This is a genomic window from Parasedimentitalea nitratireducens (assembly GCF_057444295.1).
This window is the reverse complement of record NZ_JBYAXC010000003.1, coordinates 573388-599630: the sequence shown is the minus strand read 5'-3', so window position 1 is coordinate 599630 and position 26243 is coordinate 573388. Positions and strand designations below refer to the sequence as shown.

Here is a 26243-nt window from a genome sequence, read left to right as displayed (position 1 = left end):
CAGTGGTTACGATGAGCCAAGAACTCTCTCTTATCAAATACGGCTATTTGGACCCATAAGCGCTGACGTCAGACAGTATCGGCATTCTGTCTACATTCATGGGTATAGGTGGAGGCAACTTGAACAATTTGTTCATGACCAGTTTCGGCCAAAGTATTCATCATGCTGTTGCCACCTCCGCTGGGCTGGGTGTGCTGATCGCGATCCCAGCCACATTGGGATATGTCTATGCGGGCTGGGGTCTGCAAACTCTACCGGAATGGACATTGGGCTATGTGAACTTGTTGGCTGCGGCGATGGTCATTCCTTTCTCTATGCTCTCTGCCCCATTGGGGGCCCGCTTTGCCCACAGCATGTCCAAGCGCAGGCTTGAAATCATGTTCGGGTGCTTTCTGGTGATCGTTGTCGCGCGTATGTCCATGGATGTGGTGGCCAGCTCCACTTGAGCGGCCCACTTCGATTGTTTGCGTCTAATTGGCATTGTCAGAAGGATACCGGCCGGGGGCGGCGGGGTGGTCTCGCAATGTTTCGGTGAGAGCAAACTTGCCCCCTTCAATTACTTTCACAATAGCCCGGCGACTATTCGCCTCGCGGTCATGGTGTATGTCCTTTCCTGCTTTCGCTTAGAAAAGCCGAGGAACTTCTGCAAGTGCGCGGCGTCAACTTTAGCCACGAAACGGCGCGGTGTTGGTGGGACAGACTAGGCTCGATGTTTGCTGCTGAGAACCAGCGAAATCGAGTCAGCCGGATGTGAGCAAACTTGAACTGGCAGTGGCATTTGGACGAGGTTTTGTGAAGATCAATGGCGAGCGGCGTTACCTTTGGCGTGCGGTTGATCATGAAGGTGAGGTGCCGGAAAGTTTCGTTACTAAGACACGGGATCGTAAGGCAGCATTGAGGATTCTAAAGAAAACAATGCGCCGACATGGATCTGCGAATACCTGATTGACAGACAAATTTCGCTCTTATGAAAATGTGATGAAAGTCGTTGCCAATGCCGACCGGAAAGAAACGGAACGCTGGAAAATAATAAGTTGAGAATTTGCGCCTGCCGTTTCGACGATCAGAACGAGCCATGCAGCGGTTTCGCAGCATGCGAAGTTTGCAAAAATTCGTCACCGCTCATTCCACCATCTGCAAACATTTCAACCAGGAGCACGCGCTCTACAGCAGAGATGATTTCAAGGTCAGCTGTGCCACCGCTCTCGCCGTGTGGCGCCAATTCTGTACAGAATATTCCGGCATTCAGAGTCATACTGAGACTGGTTCGAATCCGTCTGACAGCACCGCTGGAAAGCTACGTTACTAAGCGTCGCGACAAAGCTGCGGTCCCTTAAATTCCTGAGGAAAGTGATGCAACGGTACGGCAAACCAGAGGTCATCGTCACTGGCAAACTGCGCTTTTATGGTGCGGCGATGAAAGTTATTGGAAATGCGACGAAACAGGAAACCGGCCGTTGGAAGAACAATCGGGCTGAAAACTCTCACCTACCTTTTCGACGACGAGAGCGTGCCATACAACATTTCCGCCGGATGCGAAGTTCGCAGAATTTTACCGCCATTCAAGATTCCATTTTCAACCACTTCTATCAGGATCGAAGTCATTCGAAACGCGACCACTTCAAGTTGAACCGCTCTGACGCTCTTTCAGAAAGGCGCGGTCTTTGCGCAGCATAAAGGGCTGTGTCACTGGCCTAGTAGAGATGAGTTCGAATTTGTCTGACACCACCCTCAAACGGGCTGCGGCACTAGATGAATACCGCGATCTCCGCGTGGTATTAGTAGCAGCATTCTTTCCCTTGAATAGACCGGTTTGAATTTGTCCGACAGCATCATTTTTTGCGCCTCCCAGGCTAAATCAATCCTTGGTAGCCACCAATCCCAGATGTGCTGTTCGGTTGCCCGAAAGAATTGACAACAAAATCCCAGAAAACAGGATCTGAATGCCCACAATCCCTAGGGTAGCCGAGGCGATCATTGCCCGCATGCTATCAAGGTCCGCAAATTCCGATGCCACCCACCCACCAGTGATTCCCCCAGCCCAGATCAGCCCCAAAACGATAAGCAGACCGCCTGTTAGCCCCCAGACCTCAAGCCTCGAGTACTTCAAAAAGCGTTGCATCCTCGCTGACGGATAGCGATAGCCGACACGCACGCCGAACACGAGCGCCATAAGGCCCATCGAGCCTAGCTGCGTCGAGATAATAAGCGCCGCTGAAGCAACCACCGCCCAATGTTGCCCGAAATGGAGGGGCCCGATCAGAACTGGCGCTCCATCCCGCACGCCCAACTGTATCAGCATCATGAATAACCCGAACACAAACATCAGCAATGCAGGCCACAAAAATACATGTCGAGGGCTGAGCAGCAACATGTAGACCAGATGTCGGAACCCGTCGCGCCACGGGCTCAAATGCGGCGGACGGTCCCGCCCGTCCGGGTGCAACGTGATCGGCACCTCAGCAACCTCCTGTTTCCGGAGAACTGATTTCAGAACCATTTCCGAGGCAAATTCCATCCCTCTCGAGCTGAGTTTCAGATCTCGGTACGCCTCGGCTCGAATTGCACGCATTCCGCAATGGGAATCGCTGATTTCGGTTCGGAAAAGGAACCTCAGGATGCCAGAGAGCACTGGATTACCGATATATCGATTTTTCCACGGCATGGCCCGCGGTTTGATCTCACCTTTGAAGCGCGACCCCATGCAGAGATCAGCGCCTTCGATCAATTTTTCAACCATGGGAACCGCTTCGAGAAAGTCATATGAGCAATCGCTGTCACCCATCACGAGATAATCGGCGCTCGCACCATCAATCCCCCCGATTAGGGCTGCACCGTAGCCTCGTACCTCCACATCTAAGACCCGTGCACCTCTTCTTCGCGCGATCTCTTGGCTGCCATCGGTGCTACCATTGTCAGCTACAAGCACTTCTCCTGTCAGGCCGTGGCGATCGCTCAGGATTTGCAACGCGGCTTGGCAACGCACGACGCACCATTCTATGGTCTTGGCTTCATTTAAGCAGGGTAGAACAAATGCAACACTCGGGTTCTCGTTTGGGGGTGATGTGTTCTGGCTATCCAAAATGTTCACTACAAGTTGCTTCTGTGCGAGTTGAGACAGTACAGTTTTCAATGATCTCAGAATACGCATGCGCAAGTTCAAAGCAAGCTTCGCTTGTTTTGGCCTGTCACCGCAAACACCTTGCACGGTTGTGTCATCCAGATATCCTCCAAGAAGAGTAGGGCTTGCAGGCGCCGGAAACATGGTAAATCTGAACAAGATATTGGTGATCTGGATTAGCCTTGCAGCCTTTCTTGGCCTCTTATCAGCGTTTTCGATTGTGTTCGGCAAATGGCACTGGCTCAGCCTGCATTTCTTTCTGAGCCAGGATTTGCCCGCGGCGTTAGCTTTGCTTGTCATTCTGACCGCACTATTTCGGATGTCCCGCGCTGTTGCTCTGAAGCCAGAGACCCAGCGTACCAATTCCACCGTAGTGATCTGGAGCCTGTTCGTAGCGGTACTGCTTTGCACAGCCATCGGAAGCCATTTGGTGTTTTCAGGCTTTCCTCTCTCACGCGATGAGTTTTGGGCCGTCGAGGATGGCGTGATCTTTGCAAACTCAATCCCGGCTGCGCCAATTCCGAATGAATGGCAGGCCTATGCCAGCGCCTTGCAACCCACCTTCACCCGGCTGATCAATGATGCCTCCTATTGGTCATCGGAATATCTGCCAATTAATGCGGTGCTACAGCGAACACTCTCTCCGCTGACCAGCCCGGTCCTTGCCGCAGCATCGGTTCTGCTTCTGGCCCGCGTTGCAAAGGAGATTTTCCCAGATGAACCTCGCCTGGGAAAAATAGCAGTATTATTCTTGGCCAGCTCTCCGCAATTCATTGTCACGGCCATGACCCCCTATGCGATGACGGCGCATTTGGCCTGCAATTTGCTGTGGCTGTTGTGTTTTCTAAGTCCTCGATTATGGGCTCAGCTTGGCGCAGGTGTAACAGCCATACTAGCAATTGGACTGCACCAAGCCATTTTCTTTCCGCTTTTCGCACTCCCGTTTCTGTTCGAAACCTGGTTGGCCGGTCACCGTCGTACAGCGATGATGCATCTGCTGGTTATTGGTGCCGGATTTTACGCTTGGTCGAGTTATGATACAATGGTGCACGCGTTTCTGAGCACCACCGCATCGGGCCAAGAACCCGTTGGTGCCGCACGGTTGTTAGAGCTATTGAAAATTCTGGTGTCACAATCGAGCTGGAGCGATATCGGCACGATGGGGCAAAACCTGTTCCGGTTGATGATGTGGCTCAATCCGCTGGTTCTACCATTGGCTATTGGCGGGGTGTTCGCTGTTCTGAAAACCAGCGGGTACACGCGCGCATTGCTGCTTGGGGTGGTTTCGACCGTGTTCTTGTCCATTGTGGTGATCCCTTACCAAGGACACGGCTGGGGTTATCGTTACCTGCATGGCTTGTTGGGCAATATGGTTTTGCTGGCCGCCTTGTTCTGGGTGCGCATGACCAAAGAAATGACTGTAAAAACCGTGCAGCAGGCAAAGGTTCTATTGATCTCGGTAGCCACCGTTTCAGCGTTGGCTCTCACCCCGTTGCGAGCGTTTCAGGCGCACCTATTCGCTCGGCCCTACATTGAGGCGCATGACGCGATGCTGGATTGGCAAGCAGAGGTGATAGTAATCGATGCGCCAGGTTACGCCTTCGTCACCGATTTGGCACGCAACGACCCTTTTCTGACAAACTCACCGTTGCGGATGGCCCGCTTGTTACTGACAGAAGAACAATTGACAACATTATGCGAAAACTACGTTGTCATTCGGTTTTCGGAGGAACACGCATCTGAGTTTGGCCTTCCTGGAAAAGTGAACCGAGATGCCCCCGACTGGCCGCTGGGCTGCTGAAGGGCGCGAACAAGCGTTGCAGCCAGTGCTTTACTTAGTTCGAAATCTTTGCAGCGATATTCTTGGCAGCCGTAGCCGCAGCCGAGGCAAAACCCGCTTGATCAACTGGGTTTCGCGCAACAAACGCCACCATCCGAGCGGACCCAACCCAAGGATAGCCCATAAGATAGATATCAGCGCCGGGCGATCACCGTGATATCGGGCGGCCAGCCAAACATTGATACGGGCAGACAAAACTGCGCGGCTGCGCACTGCTGATGGCATATCGTGTTTGCATCGCGAAAGCACTGTGTCAAATTGCTCTGCAAAGGCCTGAGACGATTTCGAGCCGGTGACAGTCAGCGAGCCCGAATGGATCCGAAAAGCGGTTTTCTCGCCCCCTGACCAAACCATCGGGCCCGTTGTAAGAAGCCGCAACCAAAGTTCCCAGTCAGCTGTATACCACAAGGTTTCGTTAAGCCCGTTCATATCCAGAAACTGCTGACGGCGGAACATCACGGCGGGTACCGACAGCGTGTTTTGAACATATAGTGCCTGGCGGGCCTGAGCGGATGGTATGATCCGCTCTTTTCGCCCGAACGGCGCCGCAATGCTTCCAATGCGACACCCGTTGTCATTGATATAGCTGCTGGCATGCGCCCATAGCGCTGCCCCTTCGGACAGAGCCAGCAACCGCCGCAACAGGGCGCATCGACCTGGGTACCACAGATCGTCCTGATGTAGCATGGTGGCATAGATGCCTCGCCCCATTTTCATTCCAAGATTGGTGTTTTGCATCCAGTTTTTGTTCTGCGGTGCGTCAACAATAAACAAATTCAATCGGTCACTAAAACTGCGTGCAATGTCTGCGCTTCCATCGGTGCTTCCCTGATCCACGATCACCACCTCAATTCCGGCATCAGCGGTATCGATCGATGAAAGGCTGTCAGCCAGTGTGGAGGCGCCGTTGTAAACTGGCATCACGACTGTCAACCAAACCTTGGAATTCATATTCATGAAATGCCCCGCCTTACCAGGATCAGCGCCCGCAGGCATGCTGCAATCACCAACAGGCACAACGCGCCCACTAATCGGATCGAAACGGCGATTGCCGCCGCCATGGTTGTTCCCGCTCCGGCAGCAATCAGCAAAGCGCTCCAGCTCCACTCCGCAACCCCCAGTCCGGCGGGTGAAATCGGCAGGCTCGACAGAAAGGCAACGCCTGGAAACCCAGCTACAACCCACCACAGATCAATGGCAGGTGCCATAGCAGCGACGATGATAGCGACGATACCCCCTCGCCCCAAAACGAGTAGGATGGTCAGCGCATAGACCTCGGCCGACAAGGTGTTTGGCATGGCTGCGATTAATTGCATTTTTTCTGAAAATGCCGCGAAAAAAGTGTTTTTCGGCCGCCGCTGCTGCAGCCGTCGCGCTAATTCAGCCGTCAACGCGATCAACTTTTGGGCGAAGAAGACACTAACGGCAAGTATCCCAATCAAAAATATCATCAATGCCAGAGGCGCGATTCCTGTCAGGTAAAAGCACATGGCTGAGACGGCACAGAACCCGTAGACTACCAGTTCGAAAAAATGCTCGAACAGAGTAGAAGCAAGAACCCCTCTGCCTTGGCCCAAATGATCCTTCACAAAAAGCCAACGTACAACTACGTGCGCCATTTGAGGCGGCAGGACATGCGCCATCAGCGAACCCACCGTTGTCAGCTCCAGAACTTGCGAAAACCGCAATTCAACAGCGCCCGACGACACCCAATTGCGTATACGCTGCCACTTATAAGCGCCCACTGCCTGCGCGCAGCCCAGTGCAACCAGGATCGACAACCACATCCAGAGTGGTGTTGTTGCCAATTCCGCACCGATTCTGGTCAAAGTAGTACCAGTTGTAAGCAACAGGGCTATCAGCAATGCCAGTGGTATGCCCATCAACACCAGCCACCTCAAAACGAGCCGCGTGGCCACTTATCCGCCTCCTATGAACGCTAGCTGCGTCACCTGCGCAGCCTGTCGCAATCATAAAGATACATGCGCGAATACCGCAGAGCTTGTTCCCTTTTTTCTTCGGTCATGTTTTCCGTCGGCGGGTTCCAGGCGATTTCCGGCAAATCCCAACGCAGCGCCCCTGCATGCGCCACCTCGTCGCGTAGAACCATTACATCCAGATCAGACAACTCGTTGCAAACCTGCCGCAACTGCGCGACATTTTTGGGGCCTGTTGCCTCGGGGTCCATTTTCTTCAGACAATAACCGATGTTCGCCGAACGAAAGTCATGGTTGTTGAGCTGCCTTAACACCTCCCCGCGGCGAAAAAACTCCATTGCTACATCCCGATCAATCAGTATCGGAACCGATTGTACACAAGAAAAATAGCTTGGTTGTTCCAGGCCGAACCAATTGATTTCCGGTCCGCCCTCTACATAAACACTGCGGTCTTCCATCATCGCTCGCACTGGCGCAGGGAATGTAATGCTAGCATTGGTGAAGCTCTGCCAATTTCTGCGTCCATCCCAGAGTGCAATGCCCAATACCAAGGCGCCCAGTGCGATACAGGCGATGCTCCACAAAGCAAAACGAATTACTTGCTTGCGCAGCAAAAGCCACAAGCAGGAGGCAGAGGCCACCGGCAATAGAAGGTAGGGCAAAAAAGCAATCAGGTATTCCGGGTTTTCCAGCGTTTGGTTGCGCCATCCAACAGATAACAACAGCACCATAATGATCGACAGAATTGCCACCGGTCTTTCGACGCGTTGCGCTGTCTTTTGGGAACGAGCCAGCCCCCAGCCATTCAGCCACATTGTTGTAACGGCCCCAAAGGCAACCAGGGATGCGACAACTGGAAAAAGGTAGGCACGCGCTTCTAACATCGACAGAAGTACCGTGATCAACAATAGGCGCGTCGTTAAAGGGGGCAACGCTTTATCAAACAACAAAGGAAAGGCAAAAAGGTTCCCTAGGATGGTCACCAGCCATAAGAACCGCCAGAAATGCAAGTTCTTGATCAGGACGTCGTTCATCAGTTCGCCCCCGATAAAGTCGATCCCGGTGAAGACCAGCAGTATAACCAAAACAACCCGGGACAAACGCGCTATTTTCTGATCGCTTCCGCCCATAGCAATCAGCAAGACACAAACTGGTTGGATGCCCAGAGACAGCGATGGATCAAGCCAGTTGGATAAAAAGGCATGTGGCATACTTTGTCGCAGGATCTGCGTCCAGTCTGGATCATAACGCATGCCAAACAGGGCAAAGGGGCCAAAATTAGCCAATGCCAGAATCATGAATAATCCCGATGCCGGAACTAAGATCACAAGCAGCCCGCGCAACGTTCCAATCTGCAACATGGCAAGGACCAGCAACGAAGGAGCAGCCATCAGTGGATGAATGAGCGTCCCGCCAACAGCCAGGCCGTAGGCCCAAAGCGGGCGACCTGAGAATGCCGCAGCAAGTGCAGCAAGCACCGCAGCTTCGGCAAAGGTGCGCGGTGACAGGGAAGTCTGGGCATAGCCGACCCATCCGCCAAACCCGTAAAGATTTGCCAGAACTACAACCCCGAACATAGCCCACAGTTGCAACTGCAACGAGCTGAACAGCGCGCGTGCCAAGGACACCAAGGACGCTAGCCAAAGAGCTTGGCCTATGATCACCAACACAATATCAGCCTTGGCAAATCCCAACCAGCGGAGGAATTGTTCGTGGACCCATGGGAACACCGACACCACAGCATTACCGTTGATGTACATCATGTCGTCAGCATAGGCCTGAGGCTGAGCACGGAACAAAGCCAGGGCACCGTAAGTAAGACCGTCGGCTATCATCCCCCGATAGGGATGCAATAATAACCAATTCCCCAAGATCAAGGCAAAGCAAACTAATGCTACAGCGTTCGCATACTGTCTGGTTCTGACTTCATCCATCCGCATGCTGTCGAGGTTCTGCGTCCATCATCCGTGTAACAAGAAACGCATGATTTTGCCGCCACGGGCGAATGGTTTGTTCCTGTTGGATTGCACCTTTTCCAAAAGCCTCTTCGATAAGACTGCGTTGCTCATCAATGGCCATGTAGTGTACTTTCCTATCCCCGCCGATCCAGGCATCGGCGATATAAACCAGTGCGTGAATAGGCGTCGGCCGTCGGACCCAATCTTTCAAAACCAAATTTCCGCCCGGCGCCAACGCCACCGCAGCGGCCTCCAAAATTCCAGCGCGTTCACCTCGTTCCACATGATGCAGTACATCGTTAATTATGATCAGATCAAATTGGTTAGGCTTTGTAGCAACCAGCTCTTCAACCCGGATCTGTCGAAAGGTGACTTGTTCCTCAGGGCCGGAATATTGGCGGCCAAGATGGGGAATGATGTCGATCCCGAGAAATTTGGTATTAGGAAATCGCTCCACTAGCACCTCTGCCAGCGCGCCTTCACCACAGCCGATTTCCAGAATATTCTTGGGCGTCACCCAACTTTCGATGATGCGACCAAGATCCGGCAGGCTAATAAACACAGCACGATACAAGTCGGACACAGGTCGTTCTAATGGTCCAAGCAACCGGCGAACCAACGCTCCTAATGATGCCATCCCTGTCTCCTAATTCATCGAACCCAAAACAAGATCGAGAAATTAAACCGATACGCAACTACGCTATTATTGCGCTTTGGTTTCCGTCAACTAGCTCTGTCGGCAATAATGGTGCAGCGTTGCGCGATAGTGTCTATGGTTTCACGGCCTGCAACTTTTTGCGAAGCCGAGTTGGAACAAATGTCAGTCCCTCAGTGACAAACCTGCGGACAAAACAGCGAGCGGTCTCAATTCAGTATTCTCAAGAAGGCACTGCCCGAGGAAAGTTGGTTGAGTGAACCTCCTCCCTAAAAGTGGTTCGCGCATATGATTATGCAATCTGAGGACCATATATGGCGATTAAGATACCCAAGCCCGAAGAGAATGTCGTGAAGTTACGGCAGGTTGAAATACTGATGGGGCATGGCATGCCGCGGATTGACGCAATCAGACAGATCAACGTGACTGAACAAACTTATTACCGCTGGAAGAAGATTTACGGCGGGCGTTGTCAGAAGGAGATCGGTTGAGACGGGCAGAGTGAACTCGTAATGTCTGTACATGAACAAAGTTGACCCCTTCAAGTACTTCCATAGTAGCTCAGAAATCATTCGCTTGGCGGTGATGATGTACGTTCGCTTTCCACTTTCGCTCCGAAACGTCGAGGACCTGTTGCACGAGCGCGGTATCGCCATCAGCCACGAAACGGTGCGGTACTGGTGGAATAGAATTGGCCTGATGTTTGCTGCTGAGATCCGGCGAAACCGGGTCAGCCGGATGCGTGCATATTCGAACTGGCAGTGGCATTTGGACGAGGTTTTTGTGAAGATCAATGGCGAGGGGCATTATCTTTGGCGTGCCGTTGCTCATGAAGGCGAAGTTCTGGAAAGCTTCGTCACGAAGACACGGGATCGTAAGGCGGCATTAAAATTTTAAAGAAAACAATGCGCCGACATGGATCTCCGAATACCTTGGTGGCAGGCCAACTTCGATCTTATGGCGCTGCGATGAAAGTCGTTGGTAACGCCGACCGGCAGGAAACGGGCCCTTGGAATAATAACAGAACTGAGAATTCACACCTGCCGTTTCGACGACCAGAACGAGCCATGCAGCGGTTGAGCTGCATGCGAAGTTTGCAAAAACTATTCTCCGTTCATTCCTCCATCTGCAAACATTTCAACCAGGAGCACGCGCTCTACAGAAGAGATGATTTCAAGGTCAGCTGTGCCACTGCTCTCGCCGCGTGGCGCCAATTCTGTACAGCATAGTTCCGACATTCAGAGTCATACTGAGACTGGTTCGAATCCGCCTGACAGCACTGCCACTCAATCAACGAGATTGCTGAAGTTTGAGGCTGCCACGTTGACCCGGTGGTTTGGTGTTTCCAAATTGCGGGATGCGTGAACATCCCGCTGTTGTTGACCTTGCTAGTTCAGACACCGGCCTGCGGCATAGCTGCCAACAGTACGGATAACCGAGTCAGGCGCCGCTTCTTCGCGGTGCCCGGTTAGCTCGCTGCGCAGTAAGCGGAGCACCAGGTCGTTCAGATGTGTCACTTGATAACACGAGATTGTTGGCTCGGCGTGAGAATTGCCAACACCGCTGTCATCGGTCAGGAACATATAGCGACCACTGGATTGAACTGCGGCTTGGCGCATTAGGTATTCAGATTCTGCGGCGACACCACTGGCACCAAGTCCAAATACCTGCACGTTTGCACGGGCGGCCCGCTTGGCTGCCTCTAGATACGCGGCGGAATCGCGGCTGTGGGGCGGGGCGTCGGCAATGTGGAACATCAACCGCTCCCCTTTGCCGCGACGCCAGCTAAGGGCTGCGCCCGCGGCCAGGGCATCGGCTGCGGCTTCGGGGTAGTCTCCGCCACCTGCGGCTTTTTGTTTTCTGAGCCAGGACACCATTTGTGATTGCTGATTGGTGAAGCCATAGTTGCGCACAACATAACTGTCGCCATGGTCGCGATAAACGACCAGACCATAGCGGATGTCCACACTCGGAGCGCTGGATTTTGCCTTGCGAACAATGCCGCGCAGCTCGCGTGTGAGCCAACTCAGCTCGTCCGCCATGCTGCCTGTTGTGTCCACCACGAACACCAGATCCAGAAATTCGGCGCTGTCAGAGTTTTGAAACGGCAGGGAAATCTGTGTGCGGGAGTTGCCGGTTTTTATGGTCTTGATGGCCGCATCACCCTGTCTGCCGGAAAAGGCGCGGAGTTCTACCTGCGACAGGTTTGAGACGCCGTAGATCGCGGGGAAGACAGTGACATAGCCATCAACACCCGAATACCCCTGATAAAAAGGCTCGGCGGCGCCGGGTTTGCGGAGGGTTACGTGAACACGAGGTGCAGGTTTCCCATCAGTGCCGACAAGCTGCGCCAGGATCGGTCTGGATAGGTTTGCAGCGGGAAGTCTGGTGTGGCGTGATGCCTTGGCCATGTATCTTTGAAAGTCAGCAAGATTGCGGGTGTCGTCGATATCACCGGCGGTTAGGACGCCCTGTCTTGGGCGCGGCGCTTTGGGCTCTGCGGTTTTTCCGAAGAGTTCACTTATTATTGAGTAGCCTATTGAGTCAACGATTGGAGGAGCTTCGAGAACAGGTTCGACAAGGACTGGCGCGTCAGCTGTTGCAGTGGGTCCATAACCGGCAGGGGTGCATGCCGAGAGCAGGAGCAGGACGCCGGCCAATAACGGGCTTGCGGTTGATCTTGGCGAGTTGGGCCTGACAGTCTCGCGATTTGAAAAATGCAATGTTCCACTCCATAATGTGCAAGTTACACATATTTCGCAATCTTGCCGCGGTCAATTAAAATGTGCATATTGCGCATTATGTTGAATTTACTTGATCCACTTCTTGCCGCCCTAGCGCGATTGACCGTTGCCCGAGGGGTTTTGTTTCCAGACCTGATTGAAAGGCTGAAGCTCCACTATGTCGAAGCGGCGAAGTCCACGTCGCAGGGTAAGATCACCGATAGCAGGCTGTCGGTTCTCACGGGGTTGCAGCGGCGTGACATTGTGCGTTTGCGAGAGACCGAGCCTAAGAGCGAACGATCTAATCATCTCGCGCGTTTGGTTGCGCTCTGGCAAACGGATCCGGTGTATGCGGATTTTGGTACATCACAGGATTTGGCCAAAAATGGCCCGGCACCGTCATTCGAAGATCTTGCACGCATCGTTCGTAAAGATGTGCATCCAAGGACAATGCTGGATACGTTGGTTGCGACTGGGACGGTAGAGATTAACTCTGATGGGCATTGCGTGCGCCTTGTTAAGACGTCATACCAGCCATTGGCCGGATCCGAGGATCAGCTTACCTATTTATCCCGAAACCTTGCCGACCATCTGAGCGCTGCAACCGAAAATGTTCTGGGGCAGGATCCACCGCATTTTGAGCGTGCGGTACACTATACCCAATTAACCGCAGCGCAGATTGATGAATTGCAGGCCGAGTTTCATGCCGCGCAGATGGATATTTTTGAACGGCTAAGCGACAAGGCAGCCGCCATGAAGCGAGAGAATCCAAAAACAGCACAGGGCCGATTTCGGGCCGGCGGATATTTTTATAAAAAGACAGAGGACGACAAATGAACCTTCTCAGGATCGGTATTTGGCTGGGAATTATTGGATTGGCAGCATGCAGTCCCGCGGTCCACGTCGAGCCGGATTTGGAAGGGTCATCAGCAGTATTTGAGCCTGTACTTGAAGCTCCGGTCATCACGCCAGATAACGAGTGTAGCACCAGCGATATTGTTGGTGGAGACGGCATTGGAGGCACGGGCTGTCCGATAGACTAGCGCCTGCGCTTTATCAAGCCTGCGGCACATCCAATCATGCCCCCAACAACAAGAACTACGGGCATCTTTAGCCAGATATGCCCGCTTACAAATTTTCCAGAGGGGACATAGTAGACGAAGCCCACGGTTACGACGATGGCGTAGAGAGCCAGTGCCAACCCGGTTTCGCGGTCTTTGGAACGCGAAGGGTTCAAGGCCATATAAATGCCAAAGCACATTGGCAGACCAACTAAGAAACAAGAAAAAATCAAATTTATCATGGCTTCATAATCAGCAATTCCGGGCCTGGGTCCAGAGTAAACAGGTAATGGTGAACCTCAGCGCGACTGTTTTGCGGGCTATGTTGGTAAAAACTCACGAACCTCGCAGTTCATCATGTCAAAGTTGGCGAGTGAGCGGAACGTATTGCCATGGCCAACAATTGCGAGCGGTTTGTTTGGATGCCGTGCAAGAGAATTGCGGAAATTCTGGATGCGCATATCAAACAGATTGTGAGGTTCTTCTGGCACCCCGTATTGATTTTGAGGACCAGTGTGCCACCAGACTTCGCCAAGATGATCAAATGACAGTTCAGGGAAATCAATTGCTAAGTCACTCGGTGAACGGCCGATGTCGCAGGCGTGGTCCAGGCGCTCGCGGTGATCTGCGGTGACCTGAATTGGCGCGATACCGTCAAAAATCAGCTTGGCCGTTTGGATGGCGCGGGTCAGGGGGGAGGTCAGGACCTCTTGAATTCCCAGATCATGAATCTGTTCACGGGCGGCAAGCGCCTGTTGTTTTCCCAGTTCGGTTAGCCGAGCATCGATGATCATAGGGTCGGCGGCGCCAGGCTCTAGATTCAAGGCGTTAAACTCGGATTGCCCGTGCCGAATGAGGTAGATGGTCATAAACTCTTCCTGCGGTTTGATTTTTTATTGGATTTTCTGTGCACACGATTGCAAAGTAAAGATGGCTTTACTAGGCTTGATGTTAGTGAGCTAACAAAAAGCCAAAATTTTACATCTGGGAGGATGATTATGTTGAAGGTGCGTTCAAAGTTATTGTTGGGAGCTCTGTCTTTGGTAGCGTCGGGAACGATGGCTCAGGCAGATGGGAAATTGTCGCTATACTGTAGCGCGCAAGAAGACTGGTGCCAGTTGATGGCGCGCAGCTTTGAAGATGCAACGGGCATTGACGTGAACATGTCGCGCAAAAGCTCAGGTGAGACATTTGCGCAGGTAAAAGCAGAATCGGTCAATCCAAAGGGCGATGTTTGGTGGGGTGGTACCGGTGATCCACACCTGCAGGCTGCCGAAGAAAACCTGACCGAGGCCTATGTGTCGCCAATGCGCGATCAGTTGCATGACTGGGCGATTTCGCAGGCGACTTCAGCCGGGGATAAGACCATCGGTATCTATTCCGGTGCGTTGGGTTATGGCTATAACGCCGAAATCCTTGCCGCCAACAATCTGCCAGCACCAGCGTGCTGGGAAGATCTGCTAAAGCCTGAGTACAAAGGCCATGTTCAGATGGCGAACCCAAATTCGTCGGGCACTGCCTACACCACGCTGGCCACAATGGTGCAGCTGTTTGGTGAGGACAAAGGCTTTGACTTCATGAAGGGCCTGCACAGCAACGTGAACCAGTACACCAAATCCGGTTCTGCACCAATCAAGGCTGCGGCACGTGGGGAAAACACCATTGGTATCGTGTTTATGCATGACGCTGTGAAGCAGGCTGTTTCAGGCTTCCCAATCACGGTTGTCGCTCCATGCGAAGGCACTGGATACGAGATCGGCTCGATGTCGATCATCTCGGGTGCGCGCAATATGGAAAACGCCAAGAAGTTCTATGATTGGGCCCTGTCTGCTGACGCTCAGAACCTGGCACTGGAAGTGAATGCGTTCCAGGTTCCGTCGAACAAGGCAGCCAATACATCAGAATCCGCTCCGGATATGTCGTCGATCACTTTGATCGACTATGACTTCTCCAAGTTCGGCTCAAGCGACGAGCGTAAGCGGCTGCTGCAGAAATGGGACAACGACGTCTCGGTGTTGCCTCAGTAAGAACAGGCACCAAATAAGTTGAAAATTTCGAGCAGTGAAAACAAGACCCTCCCGGTATTGATCTTTTGGATCTTCGCCGGGTGGGTCGGGTTCGCCGTCCTGCCCTGGTATGGGGTAGAAGACGGCTTCTTTGCGTTTGACTGGGTGTTTGATGGCTATCCGATGGATCGCGATTATGCCCCGGCGGCGTTTCTTTTGGCCCAGGGTAAGAATCTCTGGCTGGCGCCGATGGTGCTGGCGCTGTTGGCTCCCTTGTTGGCTTTACATCTGAAAAAATCAGACCCCCGATATGGCGCTTTGTTGTTGGCCGTAGGGGCCGCTGGGTTGGCATGGCTGATCGCGCAAGGCTTGGCTATCGGCATTCGCGGCTGGACTACGGACTGGCTGGGTGTCGCATTTGGGGCGATTGAGACCCGACAATACGGCATGGGGTATGGCGCATTGCTGACCGCCTCGGCCTTTCTTTTCTTATTCACCCAAGGGTTGGCCGCACGTGGCGCCATCAACGGGGATGTCTTTGTCGTCAGTGCAATCACCGGCGTGATTGCGATTGTGACGATCTTTGTGTTCTTCCCAATTGCCAAGCTGATGACCGCAGCCTTCATTAGCGATGAAGGCAGCATTTCTGTGATGTCATTCCTTGCCAAGTTCGGGGACCGGCGCATATGGGGGCTTGGCTGCTTTAGCGGCGGTCGATGCGGCGCGGCGTGGAACTCGTTTTTCCTGGCGATCATCGTTGCGACTATCACTACGACCATGGGTCTGGTCTTTGCCCTGGTGGTGACGCGATCCGGGTTTAAATACAAACGCGCCTTGCGCGCGCTGACCGTGCTTCCGATCATTACTCCGCCTTTTGTAATTGGCCTTGCCATCATCCTATTGTTTGGACTTTCCGGCTCGGTCACTGGCTTCTTTGCAGATGTGTTTGGCGTTCAGCCCACGCGTTGGGTTTATGGGATGCCGGGGATTATCATTGCACAATCCCTTGCCTATACGCCCATCGCTTTCTTGGTTTTGATCGGTGTGGTCGAGGGCGTCAGCCCATCGATGGAAGAGGCGGCGCAGACCCTGCGTGCCAGTCGCTGGGAGGTGTTCAAGACCGTTTCCCTGCCGCTGATGCGCCCCGGTTTGGCCAATGCGTTTTTGCTGGGTTTCATCGAAAGCATGGCCGACTTTGGTAACCCGCTGGTACTGGGTGGCAACTACGATGTGCTGTCGACCGAGATCTTCTTTGCCATCGTGGGTGCGCAATATGATCAAGGGCGTGCGGCCATTCTGGCGATTGTTTTGCTGTCTTTCACCCTTGGCGCGTTTTATGCTCAGCGGTTCTGGCTGGGACGTAAGTCTTACACCACGGTCTCTGGGAAAGGCGACTCTGGGGTTCATCCATCAATGCCCCGCGGCTTGGCCATTCCGACCTTTGCGATTGCCATCATCTGGGGGCTGTTCACCGTCGTGATCTACGGCATGATCCTGTACGGCAGCGTGGTCGAGGTTTGGGGAATGAACAACACCCTTACCTTCAAGCACTATGTCACTGCGTTCTCGTTCCGGATCGAAGACAGCGGCATTCGCTGGAGCGGCTCGGCCTGGGATAGCTTCTGGACCACCATCAAGATCGCCACCATAGCGGCCCCGTTGACGGCGGCGATTGGTCTGATCACGGCCTATCTGCTGACGCGGCAAAACTTTGCCGGGCGCAACGCGTTTGAGTTTGGCACCATGCTTAGCTTTGCCATTCCCGGCACGGTGATTGGTGTCAGCTACATCTTGGCGTTCAATGTGCCGCCGGTTGAGATTACCGGTACCGGTGTGATCCTGGTGGTCTGTTTCATCTTCCGCAACATGCCGGTTGGTGTGCGGGCTGGGATCGCGTCAATGTCGCAGCTGGATAAGTCACTTGATGAGAGCGCACTGACGCTTGGGGCCAACAGCTGGCAGACCTTCCGCAGTGTGGTGTTGCCACTGCTGCGGCCGGCCATTCTGGCGGCACTGGTCTACAGCTTTGTGCGGGCAATGACCGCGATCTCGGCGGTGATTTTCCTGGTGAGCGCCGAATACGATATGGCGACCAGCTATATTATCGGACGTGTTGAAAACAACGATTACGGCCTGGCAATTGCCTATTCGACAACCCTGATCTTTGTGATGCTATCGGCGGTGCTGCTGTTGCAGCTACTGGTTGGCAAAACACGGATAGGGCGTCGTGGCGCCGGACATAAGAAAGAATGACGATGACGGAAACCATGAACAACAAAGCGGCTTCGGTGAGCTTTCGAGGTGTCACCAAGGTCTACGGCAAGGACGTTGTTGCCGTGGATAACATTGATCTGGAGATCGAGCCGGGGAAGTTGGTGACATTGCTGGGGCCTTCGGGCTGCGGCAAGACCACGACACTGCGGATGATTGCTGGGCTCGAGATGTCGTCAAAAGGGTCGATCTCGATTGGCGGAAGTGATGTTACAAAACTGCCGGCGACAGACCGGGACGTATCGATGGTGTTCCAGTCTTATGCGCTGTTTCCGCATATGACGGTTATCGAGAATGTGTCTTATGGCCTGAAGTTCTCAGGCCACCCGAAATCTGAAATTCGCAGTGCAGCGCTTGACGGTTTGGGTTTGGTTGGCCTTGCTGACTTTGCTGACCGATTGCCCAGCGAGCTGTCCGGCGGGCAGCAGCAGCGGGTCGCTGTAGCGCGCGCGCTGGTGTTAAAGCCGCAGGTGCTGTTGTTTGACGAGCCCTTGTCGAACCTTGATGCCAAGCTGCGCCGTCAGGTGCGTGAGGAAATCCGGGAAATTCAACAGAACCTTGGTTTGACCGTGGTTTATGTGACCCACGATCAGGAAGAGGCGCTGGCTGTTTCGGACACCATTGTAGTCATGCGCAACGCGGGGATTGCTCAGATTGGCACGCCTCGCGAGTTGTATGATGCACCAGCCGATCGGTTCGTCGCGGATTTCATCGGCGAGGCCAATCTGGTGGAATGTGCCATTACAGCAGTTGAGGGCGACATGGCCGAGGTGGACATCGCTGGCTACAGCTATCGCTTGGATGCCCGTGGGCTGACTGTGGGCCCCGCGACTATGGCCGTTCGTCCCAGCCGCATTGTGTTGAACCGGGATGCAGCGGGCGACGGTCTTGAGGTGACAGTGGCCAAGGCAACCTATGTCGGCTCGAGGATGGAGTATACTCTGGCAACCCCTGTGGGAGAGCTGTTTGCGGTGATGGATGATGTCTATGACCCGCTGGACGTAGGCCAAGTGGTGCAGCTTCAATTTGCCAAAATTGGGCCGGTGTTGTTGCCTGAGGCGTAAATAGCTTGCGGCCCGGTTATGCCGGGCCGCGTTTGATTTTACTTATTAGTTTTGATGCTTGCCCCTGAAGCTACCGATGCCTCAGCGGCTTCGGCGATGGCCAGTGCCGCGAGCCCATCAGCGCCAGACGGAGAGGGCGCTTTGTTGTTCTTTACCACATTAATGAACGCGGCAATCTCGGCGGCGTAAGCCGCCACATAGCGGGTCATGAAAAAGTCATGCAGGGGTGGGACAGTATATCCTGCGCCTGTGGCAACCTCGATATTCACTGGGCGTTCATTCTGGGCCGAAACCGAGCCCTTGGACCCATGCACCTCGACCCGCTGATCATAGCCATAGGTTGCGCGGCGCGAATTATTGATGATCGCCTGCTTGCCGCTGGCGGTGGTTAGGATCGCGGCAGCCGTGTCGAAATCCCCCAGTTCCTTGACCTTGGGGTCTACCAAGCAAGATCCTGTTGCCATGACGGTTTCAACCTCTTCGCCCAGCAGGAACCGAGCCATGTCAAAATCGTGGATGGTCATGTCACGAAAGATGCCGCCTGACACTGGAATGTAGTCATATGGGGGGAGGCCGGGATCGCGTGATGTGATCACCACCTGTTCAACGTCTCCAATTGTTCCGGCCTCAATCTCGGCCTTGAGTGCGGCAAAGCTGGGGTCAAAGCGCCGGTTGAACCCCACCATCAGGGCGGTGCCGTTTGCCTCGACCGTTTGCAGGCAGGATTTTACCCGCGCTACGTCCAGATCGATGGGCTTTTCGCAGAACACCGCTTTGCCTGCGTTTGAATACTTCTGGATCAGGTCCGCATGGGTGTCAGTCGGCGTGCAGATGATTACGGCGTCGATGTCACTGGCCTCGGCAATCTCGTCGAGAGAGGCAGCGCGAGCGCCATATTGTTGGGCAACGGCAGTGGCGGCATCGACAATGGCGTCACTTACCGCGATCAGCTGCGCGTCGGGATTTGAGGTCACAGCCTTGGCATGGACTTTACCAATACGGCCTGCGCCGAGCAGTGCGAATTTCACGGACATCTGGATCTCCAAACCTGGAGTGAAGCAAGAATCTGCTTCACTATGGAATTTATATTCCATACGTTAGTGTGAATGGAATGTGGTCATGTCAAGGGCGCAGCGCGCGATGAGTGAAAAAACAGCACCAACTTCGATCGAGGAATTTGACGCGCGCCTGCGGGAAGTGTCCGGCACCTTGCCCAAACGGCTGCGGCAATGCGCTGAGTTTGTTGCGGCCAACACCGATCGTATTGCCGTATCGACCGTGGCCGACATCGCAGCCGCAGCCGACGTGCAGCCATCAGCGCTAATGCGGTTCTGCAAGTTGCTGGGCTTCAGGGGTTATTCAGGTTTGCAGCGCTTGTTCAGGGATGCTTATTCTCAGCAGTGGCCTGACTATTCGACACGGCTTGCCACTCTGCGTGCGCAGTCGGACAACGCGCCATCAGCCTTGTTGGCCGAGTACGTGGAAACAGGGCGGCTTGCGCTAGAAGATCTGGTTGGCAGTGTTGATCCATCGGTACTGGACCTGGCGGTGCAGGTTCTGGCCAAGGCGCGTTTGGTGCATGTCGCCGGGTATAGTCGGGCGTTTCCAGTGGCCAGTTATCTGTCCTATGTCTTTGAAAAGATGGAATGCCCATCCATGCTACATGATGGAACTGGACAGCTGAGTCAACGCCACAGCATCAGTCCGGACGATGCAGTAATTGCGGTGTCCTTTGCGCCTTACACTGCCCAAACCGTGTCTTTGGTGGATCACGCAAATGAACTGGGGTGCCCGGTTGTTGTGCTGACGGACACGGTGATGAGCCCCTTTGTCGGGGACAATGTTAGTGTCATTACGGTCAAGGATGCCGAGGTTGCAGGGTTTAGATCGCTGACCTCTACGATGTCGTTGGCTACGACGATTGCTGTGTCCGTTGGCCGAATGCGTAGCGTTTGAAAGAAAAATATTGAAATGATCAAAAATGGAATTAATATTCCATAAGATGCCGGGGATTCTCTTGCGGCAAGCGCGGCTCATAACGGATGACCAGACGATGAAAACCCTAGACCTTATCACAATTGGCCGATCCTCTGTGGATCTGTACGGAGCGCAGGTTGGTGGACGGCTCGAGGATATGCGGTCGTTTGACAAGTACATCGGTGGGTCTCCGACCAACATTGCCGCTGGAACGGCACGATTGGGTCTAAAGTCGGCTCTGATCACGCGGGTTGGTGATGAACACATGGGGCGGTTCATTCGTGAAGAACTGCAACGCGAGAATGTCGATGTTACCGCGGTCAAGACTGACCCCGAGCGGCTAACTGCGCTGGTGTTACTGGGCATCCGCGATCAGGAGCAGTTTCCGCTGATCTTCTATCGTGAGAACTGCGCCGACATGGCGATTGCCGAAGAAGACATTGATCCAGACTTCATCGCCTCAGCGCGATGTGTCTGCGCAACGGGAACGCATTTGAGCAACCCGAGGGTAGAAGCCGCCACCAAAAAGGCAATTCGATTGGCGCGAGAGAGCGGCGGGTTGACGGCGCTGGATATCGATTACCGGCCCAACCTGTGGGGCGTGGCGGGGCATGGCGACGGCGAAAGCCGGTTTGTGGAATCCGAGGCGGTTACGGCCAAGCTTCAGTCTACACTGCATCTATTTGACTTGATCGTTGGCACCGAAGAAGAGTTTCACATTGCAGGCGGCACAACCGACACATTGGCGGCCCTTCGCGCTGTGCGGGCGGTGAGCGACGCTGTTTTGGTGTGTAAGCGCGGTCCGATGGGAGCGGTTGCCTTTGAGGGGGCTATTCCGGTTGCATTGGACGATGGCCTGTCTGGCGAAGGCTTTCCGATTGAGGTGTTCAATGTGCTGGGCGCTGGTGACGGGTTTATGTCAGGTCTGCTTAAGGGCTGGCTGACAGGCGAAGACTGGCCCACTTCGCTGAAATTTGCCAATGCTTGCGGTGCTTTTGCTGTCAGCCGTCATGGATGCACGCCAGCCTATCCTAGTAAGGCTGAGCTGGAGTTTTTCCTGGAGCGTGGTGTGCAGACACCGGCGCTGCGTAAAGATGCAAAGCTGAACCAGATCCATTGGGCCACCACCCGGCACGGGCAACGTGATGACATGAAGGTTTTTGCCTTTGATCACCGGATCCAGCTTGAGGATATGGCCGATGCGGCAGGGGTCGAACATGCCCGGATCAGGGTCTTCAAAACCCTGTGCCTTAAGGCGGCAACTCAGGTGGCTGACGGGCGCGATGGTTATGGTATCCTGTGTGACAGTCGTCTTGGGCAGGATGCATTGTTTCAGGCTGCAGGGCAGGGGCTTTGGATTGGCCGCCCGGTCGAGAAACCAGGATCTCGCCCCTTGCGGACGGAGGCTGAGATTGGGCCTGATTTTGGCGGGTTGGCAGAATGGCCTGCTGATCATGTGGTCAAGGTGCTGTGTTTCTATCATCCCGACGACACAGAGGCGGTGAGAGCCGATCAGGAAGACACTGTGCGTCGCTTGTTCCATGCGTGCCGCCGTAACCGTCTGGAGTTTCTGCTTGAGGTTATTCCATCCAAAGCTGGTGAGGTTTCTGACCAGACAACGGCAAATGTGATCCAGCGGTTCTATTACCTAGGGGTCTATCCCGACTGGTGGAAGCTTGAACCTCTCAAGACACCAGAGGCCTGGGATCTAACGGTGTCTGCCATTTCGGCCAATGATCCGCACTGCCGGGGTGTTGTGGTGTTGGGACTGGATGCGCCCTCTGCCGAACTTGCTGCGAGTTTTGAACTGGCGGCGCGGCATGATCTTGTCAAAGGTTTCGCCGTGGGCCGCACGATATTTGGGGATACCGCGCGCAGTTGGTTTGCGGGCCAAATCAGTGATCAGCAGGCGATTGATCAGATGGCGCAGAACTATGCTGGCCTGTGCGAAGTGTGGGACCGCGCACGCAGCAATGCAAAAGAAAAAGGATGTGAGGCATGAGTACCATTCGACTGACCGCCGCGCAGGCCATGGTCAAATATATCAAGAACCAGTTGAACGAAGATGGCGACCGCTTCATCGAAGGTGTCTGGGCGATTTTTGGCCATGGCAATGTCGCAGGATTGGGAGAGGCCTTGCAAGATGTCAAGGATCGCTTGCCTACCTATCGGGGCCATAATGAACAGACGATGGCGCACACCGCGATTGCCTATGCAAAACAGCTACGTCGCCGACGCGCCATGGCCGTGACCTCGTCCATAGGGCCGGGGGCTACAAATTTACTGACGGCGGCCGCTCTGGCCCACGTGAACCGGTTGCCAGTTTTATTCGTACCTGGCGATGTGTTTGCCAGCCGTGAGCCAGACCCGGTTTTGCAGCAGATCGAGAGTTTTGAGGATGGGACTGTGTCAGCCAATGACGGGTTCCGCCCTTATAGCCGCTATTTCGATCGGATCACGCGCCCAGAACAGCTACTAACGGCCTTGCCGCGCGCATTCCGGGCAATGACTGACCCGGCGGATTGCGGCCCAGCTACGCTGTCCTTTTGTCAGGATGTTCAGGCCGAGGCCTATGACTGGCCGCTGTCGTTTTTTGAGCCCAAGAGGTGGACAATACGGCGACCTGTGGTTGATCACGTCGAATTGGAGGCAGGGGTTGCGGCCATTCTACAGGCTAAGAACCCGGTGATTATTGCGGGCGGTGGGGTGCATTATTCTGACGCCAGTGAAGCGCTGCGGGCCTTTGCCAATATTCACAACATTCCCGTTGTCGAAACGCAGGCGGGCAAATCGGCGTTGGCTTGGGGCGATCCTATGGCCTTTGGCGCGGTGGGCGTGACGGGCACAGCCTGTGCAAACGCGCTGTGCGAGGCTGCAGATCTGGTGATTGGCGTTGGAACACGGTTTCAGGACTTCACCACTGGCAGCTGGGCCTTGTTCAAGAACCCGAACTGTAAACTTCTGGCGCTAAACATTCAGCCCTATGACACGATCAAGCATGGCGCCCTGTCCTTAGTGGGCGACGCTCTCTTTGGCCTTGCCGCACTGTCCGAGGGGCTGGGCGACTATCGTGGTCCTGAGATTGCAGCTTCGTTGAAGGATGACTGGTATCACGACGTTGCACAGGTGACGGGAGCACCCGAGGCTGCCGACGCCTTGCCCACCGACATGCAAGTGATAGGCGCAGTTCAGCGCGCCGCAACCGATGACACTACAGTGATGAGCGCGGCTGGCACCATGCCCGGGGAGCTGCACAAGCTTTGGAAGGCCTCAGGCCCCGGGGCCTACCATATGGAATATGGCTATTCCTGCATGGGGTACGAAGTTGCCGGCGCCATGGGCATCAAGCTGGCAGATGCCTCGCGTGATGTGATCTGCATGGTGGGCGATGGATCCTATATGATGGCCAACTCTGAATTGGCGACGGCCGTGTCCATGGGCGTAGATTTCACCATCGTGCTAACAGACAACCGCGGCTTTGGCTGTATCAACCGGCTGCAGATGGGCACCGGCGGGGCCGAGTTCAACAACTTGCTGGACCACACCCGCCATCAGGTGCCGTCAGCTATCGACTTTGCCAAACATGCAGAATCGATGGGTGCCAAGGCGCAAAAGGTCGGCTCGATTGCAGAGCTTGAGGCGGCATTGGCCGAACGAGATCAGCCGGGGGTCAAGGTCATTGTCATTGACACAGACCCATACCCATCGACCCAAGAGGGCGGCTATTGGTGGGACGTCGCGGTGCCCGAAGTGTCTCAACGAGATGAGGTTAACGCGGCCCGCGCCCACTACGAAGCGGCAGTTAAAGAAAGAAACGAGCAATGATCAAATTTGGCACCAACCCAATTGCTTGGTCCAACGATGACGACCAGACACTTGGCGCTGATATCTCGCTCGAGCAATGTCTGAGCGAGACCGCCAAAATCGGCTTTGACGGGATCGAAAAGGGGCACAAGCTGCCAACCGATCATGCTGTTCTTAAAAACACTTTGTCAGACAAGGGATTGGTTCTGGTGTCAGGGTGGCACTCGCTGAACCTGTTGACCCATTCGGTCGCGGATGAAAAGCGCGCAATCCAGCCGCATTTGGACCTGCTGAAATCACAGGGCTGTCAGGTGGTGGTCGTCTGCGAAACGTCAAACGCCATTCACGGCGACGACGATACGCCAGTTTCGCAAAGCCCAGTTCTGGCGGATGGCGACTGGCAGAAGTTTGGCGCGGACGTTGAGGCCATAGCCGAGTTCTGCACCGCACAAGGGCTGACACTGGTCTATCACCATCACATGGGAACAATTGTGGAAACACCCGATGAAATCGACCGTTTAATGGCGGTGACCGGCCCGACCACAAAGCTACTGTTCGACACCGGGCATTGCTATTTTGGAGGTGGAAACCCTGAAAAGGTGATGGCCAAACACGTTGGCCGGGTAGCACATATCCATGCCAAAAACGTCCGACCTGCGGTGATGGTGGATGTGAAGATTGAAGGCCTGTCCTTCTTGGAAGGCGTGCGCCGTGGGGTGTTTACTGTTCCCGGAGATGACGAGGGTGGTGTAGATTTTGTACCGGTGCTGAAATCTGCAGCGCAAGTTGGATATGAAGGCTGGCTGGTGATCGAAGCAGAGCAAGACCCGGCGGTTCGCAGTCCGTTTGAATACCAGTCGTTGGGTTTGAAATCGCTAAAGATAATGGCCAAAGAGGCCGGTTTGGAAGGAGAGCTAAATGGCTGATCTATTACGTAAGCCAAGCGCATCGACCGGCAAGGTACATGATATCTCTCCTGAAGATGCGGGTTGGACCTATGTCGGGTTTCAGCTGCACTGCCTGAAAGCCGGAGACGAAGTTTCCGAGGTGACGGGGGACCGCGAGGCAATTCTGGTGCTGGTCGAAGGCAAGGTTGAGTTCACGGCTTCAGGTCAGGACTTTGGCGAGATGGGTGAGCGGATGTCGGTGTTTGAACGCACGCCGCCACATTGTCTGTATGTGCCAAATGACAGCGATTGGTCTGCTAAGGCGACAACCGAATGCACATTGGCTGTATGCACGGCGCCGGGGGCTGGCAATCACCAGGCTCAAAAACTTGGCCCCGAGGGAATTGAAACCACCCCACGCGGCAAGGGCGCAAACACCCGCTACATCAACAACATCGCCATGGAAGGCCGCGATGTGGCCGACAGCCTGCTGGTCACCGAGGTGTTTACGCCACAGGGCAACTGGTCATCCTATCCGTCACATCGCCATGACGAGGATAACTTCCCCGAAATGACCTATTTGGAGGAAACCTATTATCATCGCCTGAACCCGGAAAGCGGATTTGGCGTGCAGCGGGTTTATACCGAGGATGGTGAACTAGACGAGACCATGGCCGTGAAGAATGGTGATGTGGTTCTGGTGCCCAAGGGTCATCACCCCTGTGGTGCGCCATATGGCTACGAGATGTATTATCTCAATGTGATGGCTGGACCTCTGCGCAAATGGCGGTTTCAGAACGACCCCGATCACGACTGGATCTATCAGCGGGACGCCACTTAGTGTTCTGCTCTAGTAAGATGTGATTTTCTGCAAGGCTGTGCATCGCAATAGCTGCAGGTAGGTTGGGGAGCCGAGTTTCAGTTTATTTTGGTTTTATG

At 54.3% G+C, this 26243-nt stretch carries 20 protein-coding genes and 4 pseudogenes; 15 read left to right on the top strand and 9 right to left on the bottom strand.

Features of this window, described 5'->3' with window-relative positions:
- Positions 1–62 precede the first annotated feature (62 nt).
- The 3 genes and pseudogenes from AC2T28_RS13555 to AC2T28_RS13545 form a co-directional block, all read left to right on the top strand.
- Positions 63–446, top strand: a complete 384-nt coding sequence (locus tag AC2T28_RS13555; protein ID WP_486749530.1) for a sulfite exporter TauE/SafE family protein — start codon at positions 63–65, stop codon at positions 444–446.
- Positions 447–512: 66 nt separating this feature from the next.
- Positions 513–1219: pseudogene (locus AC2T28_RS13550) on the top strand (IS6 family transposase); the annotation flags it as partial.
- Between the two features lie 70 nt (positions 1220–1289).
- A pseudogene (locus tag AC2T28_RS13545) lies at positions 1290–1677 on the top strand (DDE-type integrase/transposase/recombinase); the annotation flags it as partial.
- 181 nt (positions 1678–1858) lie between these two features.
- Here AC2T28_RS13545 and AC2T28_RS13540 read toward each other — a convergent pair.
- The gene (locus AC2T28_RS13540) at positions 1859–3421 is read right to left on the bottom strand and encodes a glycosyltransferase family 2 protein (RefSeq protein WP_486749512.1); all 1563 of its coding nucleotides are present in this window, start codon (positions 3419–3421) and stop codon (positions 1859–1861) included.
- A 19-nt stretch (positions 3422–3440) separates the two neighbouring features.
- On the opposite strand from AC2T28_RS13540, the gene AC2T28_RS13535 reads away from it, so the two are divergent.
- Complete coding sequence (locus AC2T28_RS13535) at positions 3441–4922, top strand: hypothetical protein (RefSeq protein ID WP_486749511.1); 1482 nt, start codon at positions 3441–3443, stop codon at positions 4920–4922.
- Between the two features lie 30 nt (positions 4923–4952).
- Here AC2T28_RS13535 and AC2T28_RS13530 read toward each other — a convergent pair whose 3' ends face one another.
- From AC2T28_RS13530 to AC2T28_RS13515, 4 genes are all read right to left on the bottom strand, one after another.
- Positions 4953–5918 carry a glycosyltransferase gene (locus tag AC2T28_RS13530; RefSeq protein WP_486749510.1) on the bottom strand — a complete coding sequence of 322 codons (966 nt, stop codon included), beginning with the start codon at positions 5916–5918 and terminating at the stop codon, positions 4953–4955.
- Complete coding sequence (locus AC2T28_RS13525; RefSeq protein WP_486749529.1) at positions 5915–6844, bottom strand: lysylphosphatidylglycerol synthase domain-containing protein; 930 nt, start codon at positions 6842–6844, stop codon at positions 5915–5917. Before AC2T28_RS13525 ends, AC2T28_RS13530 begins: the two co-directional genes overlap by 4 nt.
- Before the next feature lie 65 nt (positions 6845–6909).
- Positions 6910–8733 carry a hypothetical protein gene (locus tag AC2T28_RS13520; protein ID WP_486749509.1) on the bottom strand — a complete coding sequence of 608 codons (1824 nt, stop codon included), beginning with the start codon at positions 8731–8733 and terminating at the stop codon, positions 6910–6912.
- 91 nt (positions 8734–8824) lie between these two features.
- Complete coding sequence (locus tag AC2T28_RS13515) at positions 8825–9493, bottom strand: class I SAM-dependent methyltransferase (protein WP_486749508.1); 669 nt, start codon at positions 9491–9493, stop codon at positions 8825–8827.
- A 332-nt stretch (positions 9494–9825) separates the two neighbouring features.
- Here AC2T28_RS13515 and AC2T28_RS13510 point away from each other — a divergent pair.
- Together AC2T28_RS13510 and AC2T28_RS13505 are read left to right on the top strand one after the other, a co-directional pair.
- A pseudogene (locus tag AC2T28_RS13510) lies at positions 9826–9978 on the top strand (IS3 family transposase); the annotation flags it as partial.
- A 55-nt stretch (positions 9979–10033) separates the two neighbouring features.
- A pseudogene (locus AC2T28_RS13505) lies at positions 10034–10740 on the top strand (IS6 family transposase).
- A gap of 159 nt (positions 10741–10899) precedes the next feature.
- Here the strand turns inward: AC2T28_RS13505 and AC2T28_RS13500 are convergent.
- Positions 10900–11922: a vWA domain-containing protein gene (locus AC2T28_RS13500; RefSeq protein ID WP_486749507.1), complete on the bottom strand. Its 1023-nt coding sequence runs from the start codon at positions 11920–11922 to the stop codon at positions 10900–10902.
- A gap of 390 nt (positions 11923–12312) precedes the next feature.
- On the opposite strand from AC2T28_RS13500, the gene AC2T28_RS13495 reads away from it, so the two are divergent.
- Positions 12313–13071 (top strand): DUF6502 family protein, encoded by a 759-nt coding sequence (locus tag AC2T28_RS13495; RefSeq protein WP_486749506.1) that lies wholly within the window; start codon positions 12313–12315, stop codon positions 13069–13071.
- Positions 13072–13273: 202 nt separating this feature from the next.
- Here the strand turns inward: AC2T28_RS13495 and AC2T28_RS13490 are convergent, their stop codons facing one another.
- Together AC2T28_RS13490 and AC2T28_RS13485 are read right to left on the bottom strand one after the other, a co-directional pair.
- Positions 13274–13477: a hypothetical protein gene (locus AC2T28_RS13490; RefSeq protein ID WP_486749505.1), complete on the bottom strand. Its 204-nt coding sequence runs from the start codon at positions 13475–13477 to the stop codon at positions 13274–13276.
- Between the two features lie 138 nt (positions 13478–13615).
- Positions 13616–14164 carry a histidine phosphatase family protein gene (locus AC2T28_RS13485; RefSeq protein ID WP_486749504.1) on the bottom strand — a complete coding sequence of 183 codons (549 nt, stop codon included), beginning with the start codon at positions 14162–14164 and terminating at the stop codon, positions 13616–13618.
- Between the two features lie 129 nt (positions 14165–14293).
- Between AC2T28_RS13485 and AC2T28_RS13480 the strand changes: the two genes are divergently transcribed.
- Genes AC2T28_RS13480 through AC2T28_RS13470 form a run of 3 tightly spaced genes read left to right on the top strand, consistent with a single transcriptional unit; the run spans position 14294 to position 18636 of the window.
- Entirely contained in the window at positions 14294–15322 is a 1029-nt protein-coding gene (locus AC2T28_RS13480) for an ABC transporter substrate-binding protein (protein WP_486749503.1), read from the top strand.
- 18 nt (positions 15323–15340) lie between these two features.
- Entirely contained in the window at positions 15341–17554 is a 2214-nt protein-coding gene (locus tag AC2T28_RS13475) for an ABC transporter permease (protein WP_486749502.1), read from the top strand.
- Between the two features lie 2 nt (positions 17555–17556).
- Complete coding sequence (locus AC2T28_RS13470; RefSeq protein ID WP_486749528.1) at positions 17557–18636, top strand: ABC transporter ATP-binding protein; 1080 nt, start codon at positions 17557–17559, stop codon at positions 18634–18636.
- 38 nt (positions 18637–18674) lie between these two features.
- Here AC2T28_RS13470 and iolG read toward each other — a convergent pair whose 3' ends face one another.
- A complete protein-coding gene (gene iolG / locus AC2T28_RS13465; RefSeq protein ID WP_486749501.1) occupies positions 18675–19670 on the bottom strand; it encodes an inositol 2-dehydrogenase in 996 nt (331 codons plus the stop codon).
- 106 nt (positions 19671–19776) lie between these two features.
- Here iolG and AC2T28_RS13460 point away from each other — a divergent pair, with 106 nt between their 5' ends.
- The 5 genes from AC2T28_RS13460 (at position 19777) to iolB (ending at position 26145) form a co-directional block, all read left to right on the top strand.
- Positions 19777–20592 (top strand): MurR/RpiR family transcriptional regulator, encoded by an 816-nt coding sequence (locus AC2T28_RS13460; protein WP_486749500.1) that lies wholly within the window; start codon positions 19777–19779, stop codon positions 20590–20592.
- Positions 20593–20689: 97 nt separating this feature from the next.
- On the top strand, positions 20690–22615 hold the full coding sequence (locus AC2T28_RS13455) for a bifunctional 5-dehydro-2-deoxygluconokinase/5-dehydro-2-deoxyphosphogluconate aldolase (RefSeq protein ID WP_486749527.1): 1926 nt from the start codon (positions 20690–20692) through the stop codon (positions 22613–22615).
- Positions 22612–24438 carry a 3D-(3,5/4)-trihydroxycyclohexane-1,2-dione acylhydrolase (decyclizing) gene (iolD, locus tag AC2T28_RS13450; RefSeq protein WP_486749499.1) on the top strand — a complete coding sequence of 609 codons (1827 nt, stop codon included), beginning with the start codon at positions 22612–22614 and terminating at the stop codon, positions 24436–24438. The genes AC2T28_RS13455 and iolD overlap by 4 nt, the downstream gene beginning before the upstream one ends.
- Positions 24435–25343 (top strand): myo-inosose-2 dehydratase, encoded by a 909-nt coding sequence (gene iolE / locus AC2T28_RS13445; RefSeq protein WP_486749498.1) that lies wholly within the window; start codon positions 24435–24437, stop codon positions 25341–25343. Before iolD ends, iolE begins: the two co-directional genes overlap by 4 nt.
- Positions 25336–26145 carry a 5-deoxy-glucuronate isomerase gene (iolB, locus tag AC2T28_RS13440; protein WP_486749497.1) on the top strand — a complete coding sequence of 270 codons (810 nt, stop codon included), beginning with the start codon at positions 25336–25338 and terminating at the stop codon, positions 26143–26145. The genes iolE and iolB overlap by 8 nt, the downstream gene beginning before the upstream one ends.
- Positions 26146–26243 lie beyond the last annotated feature (98 nt).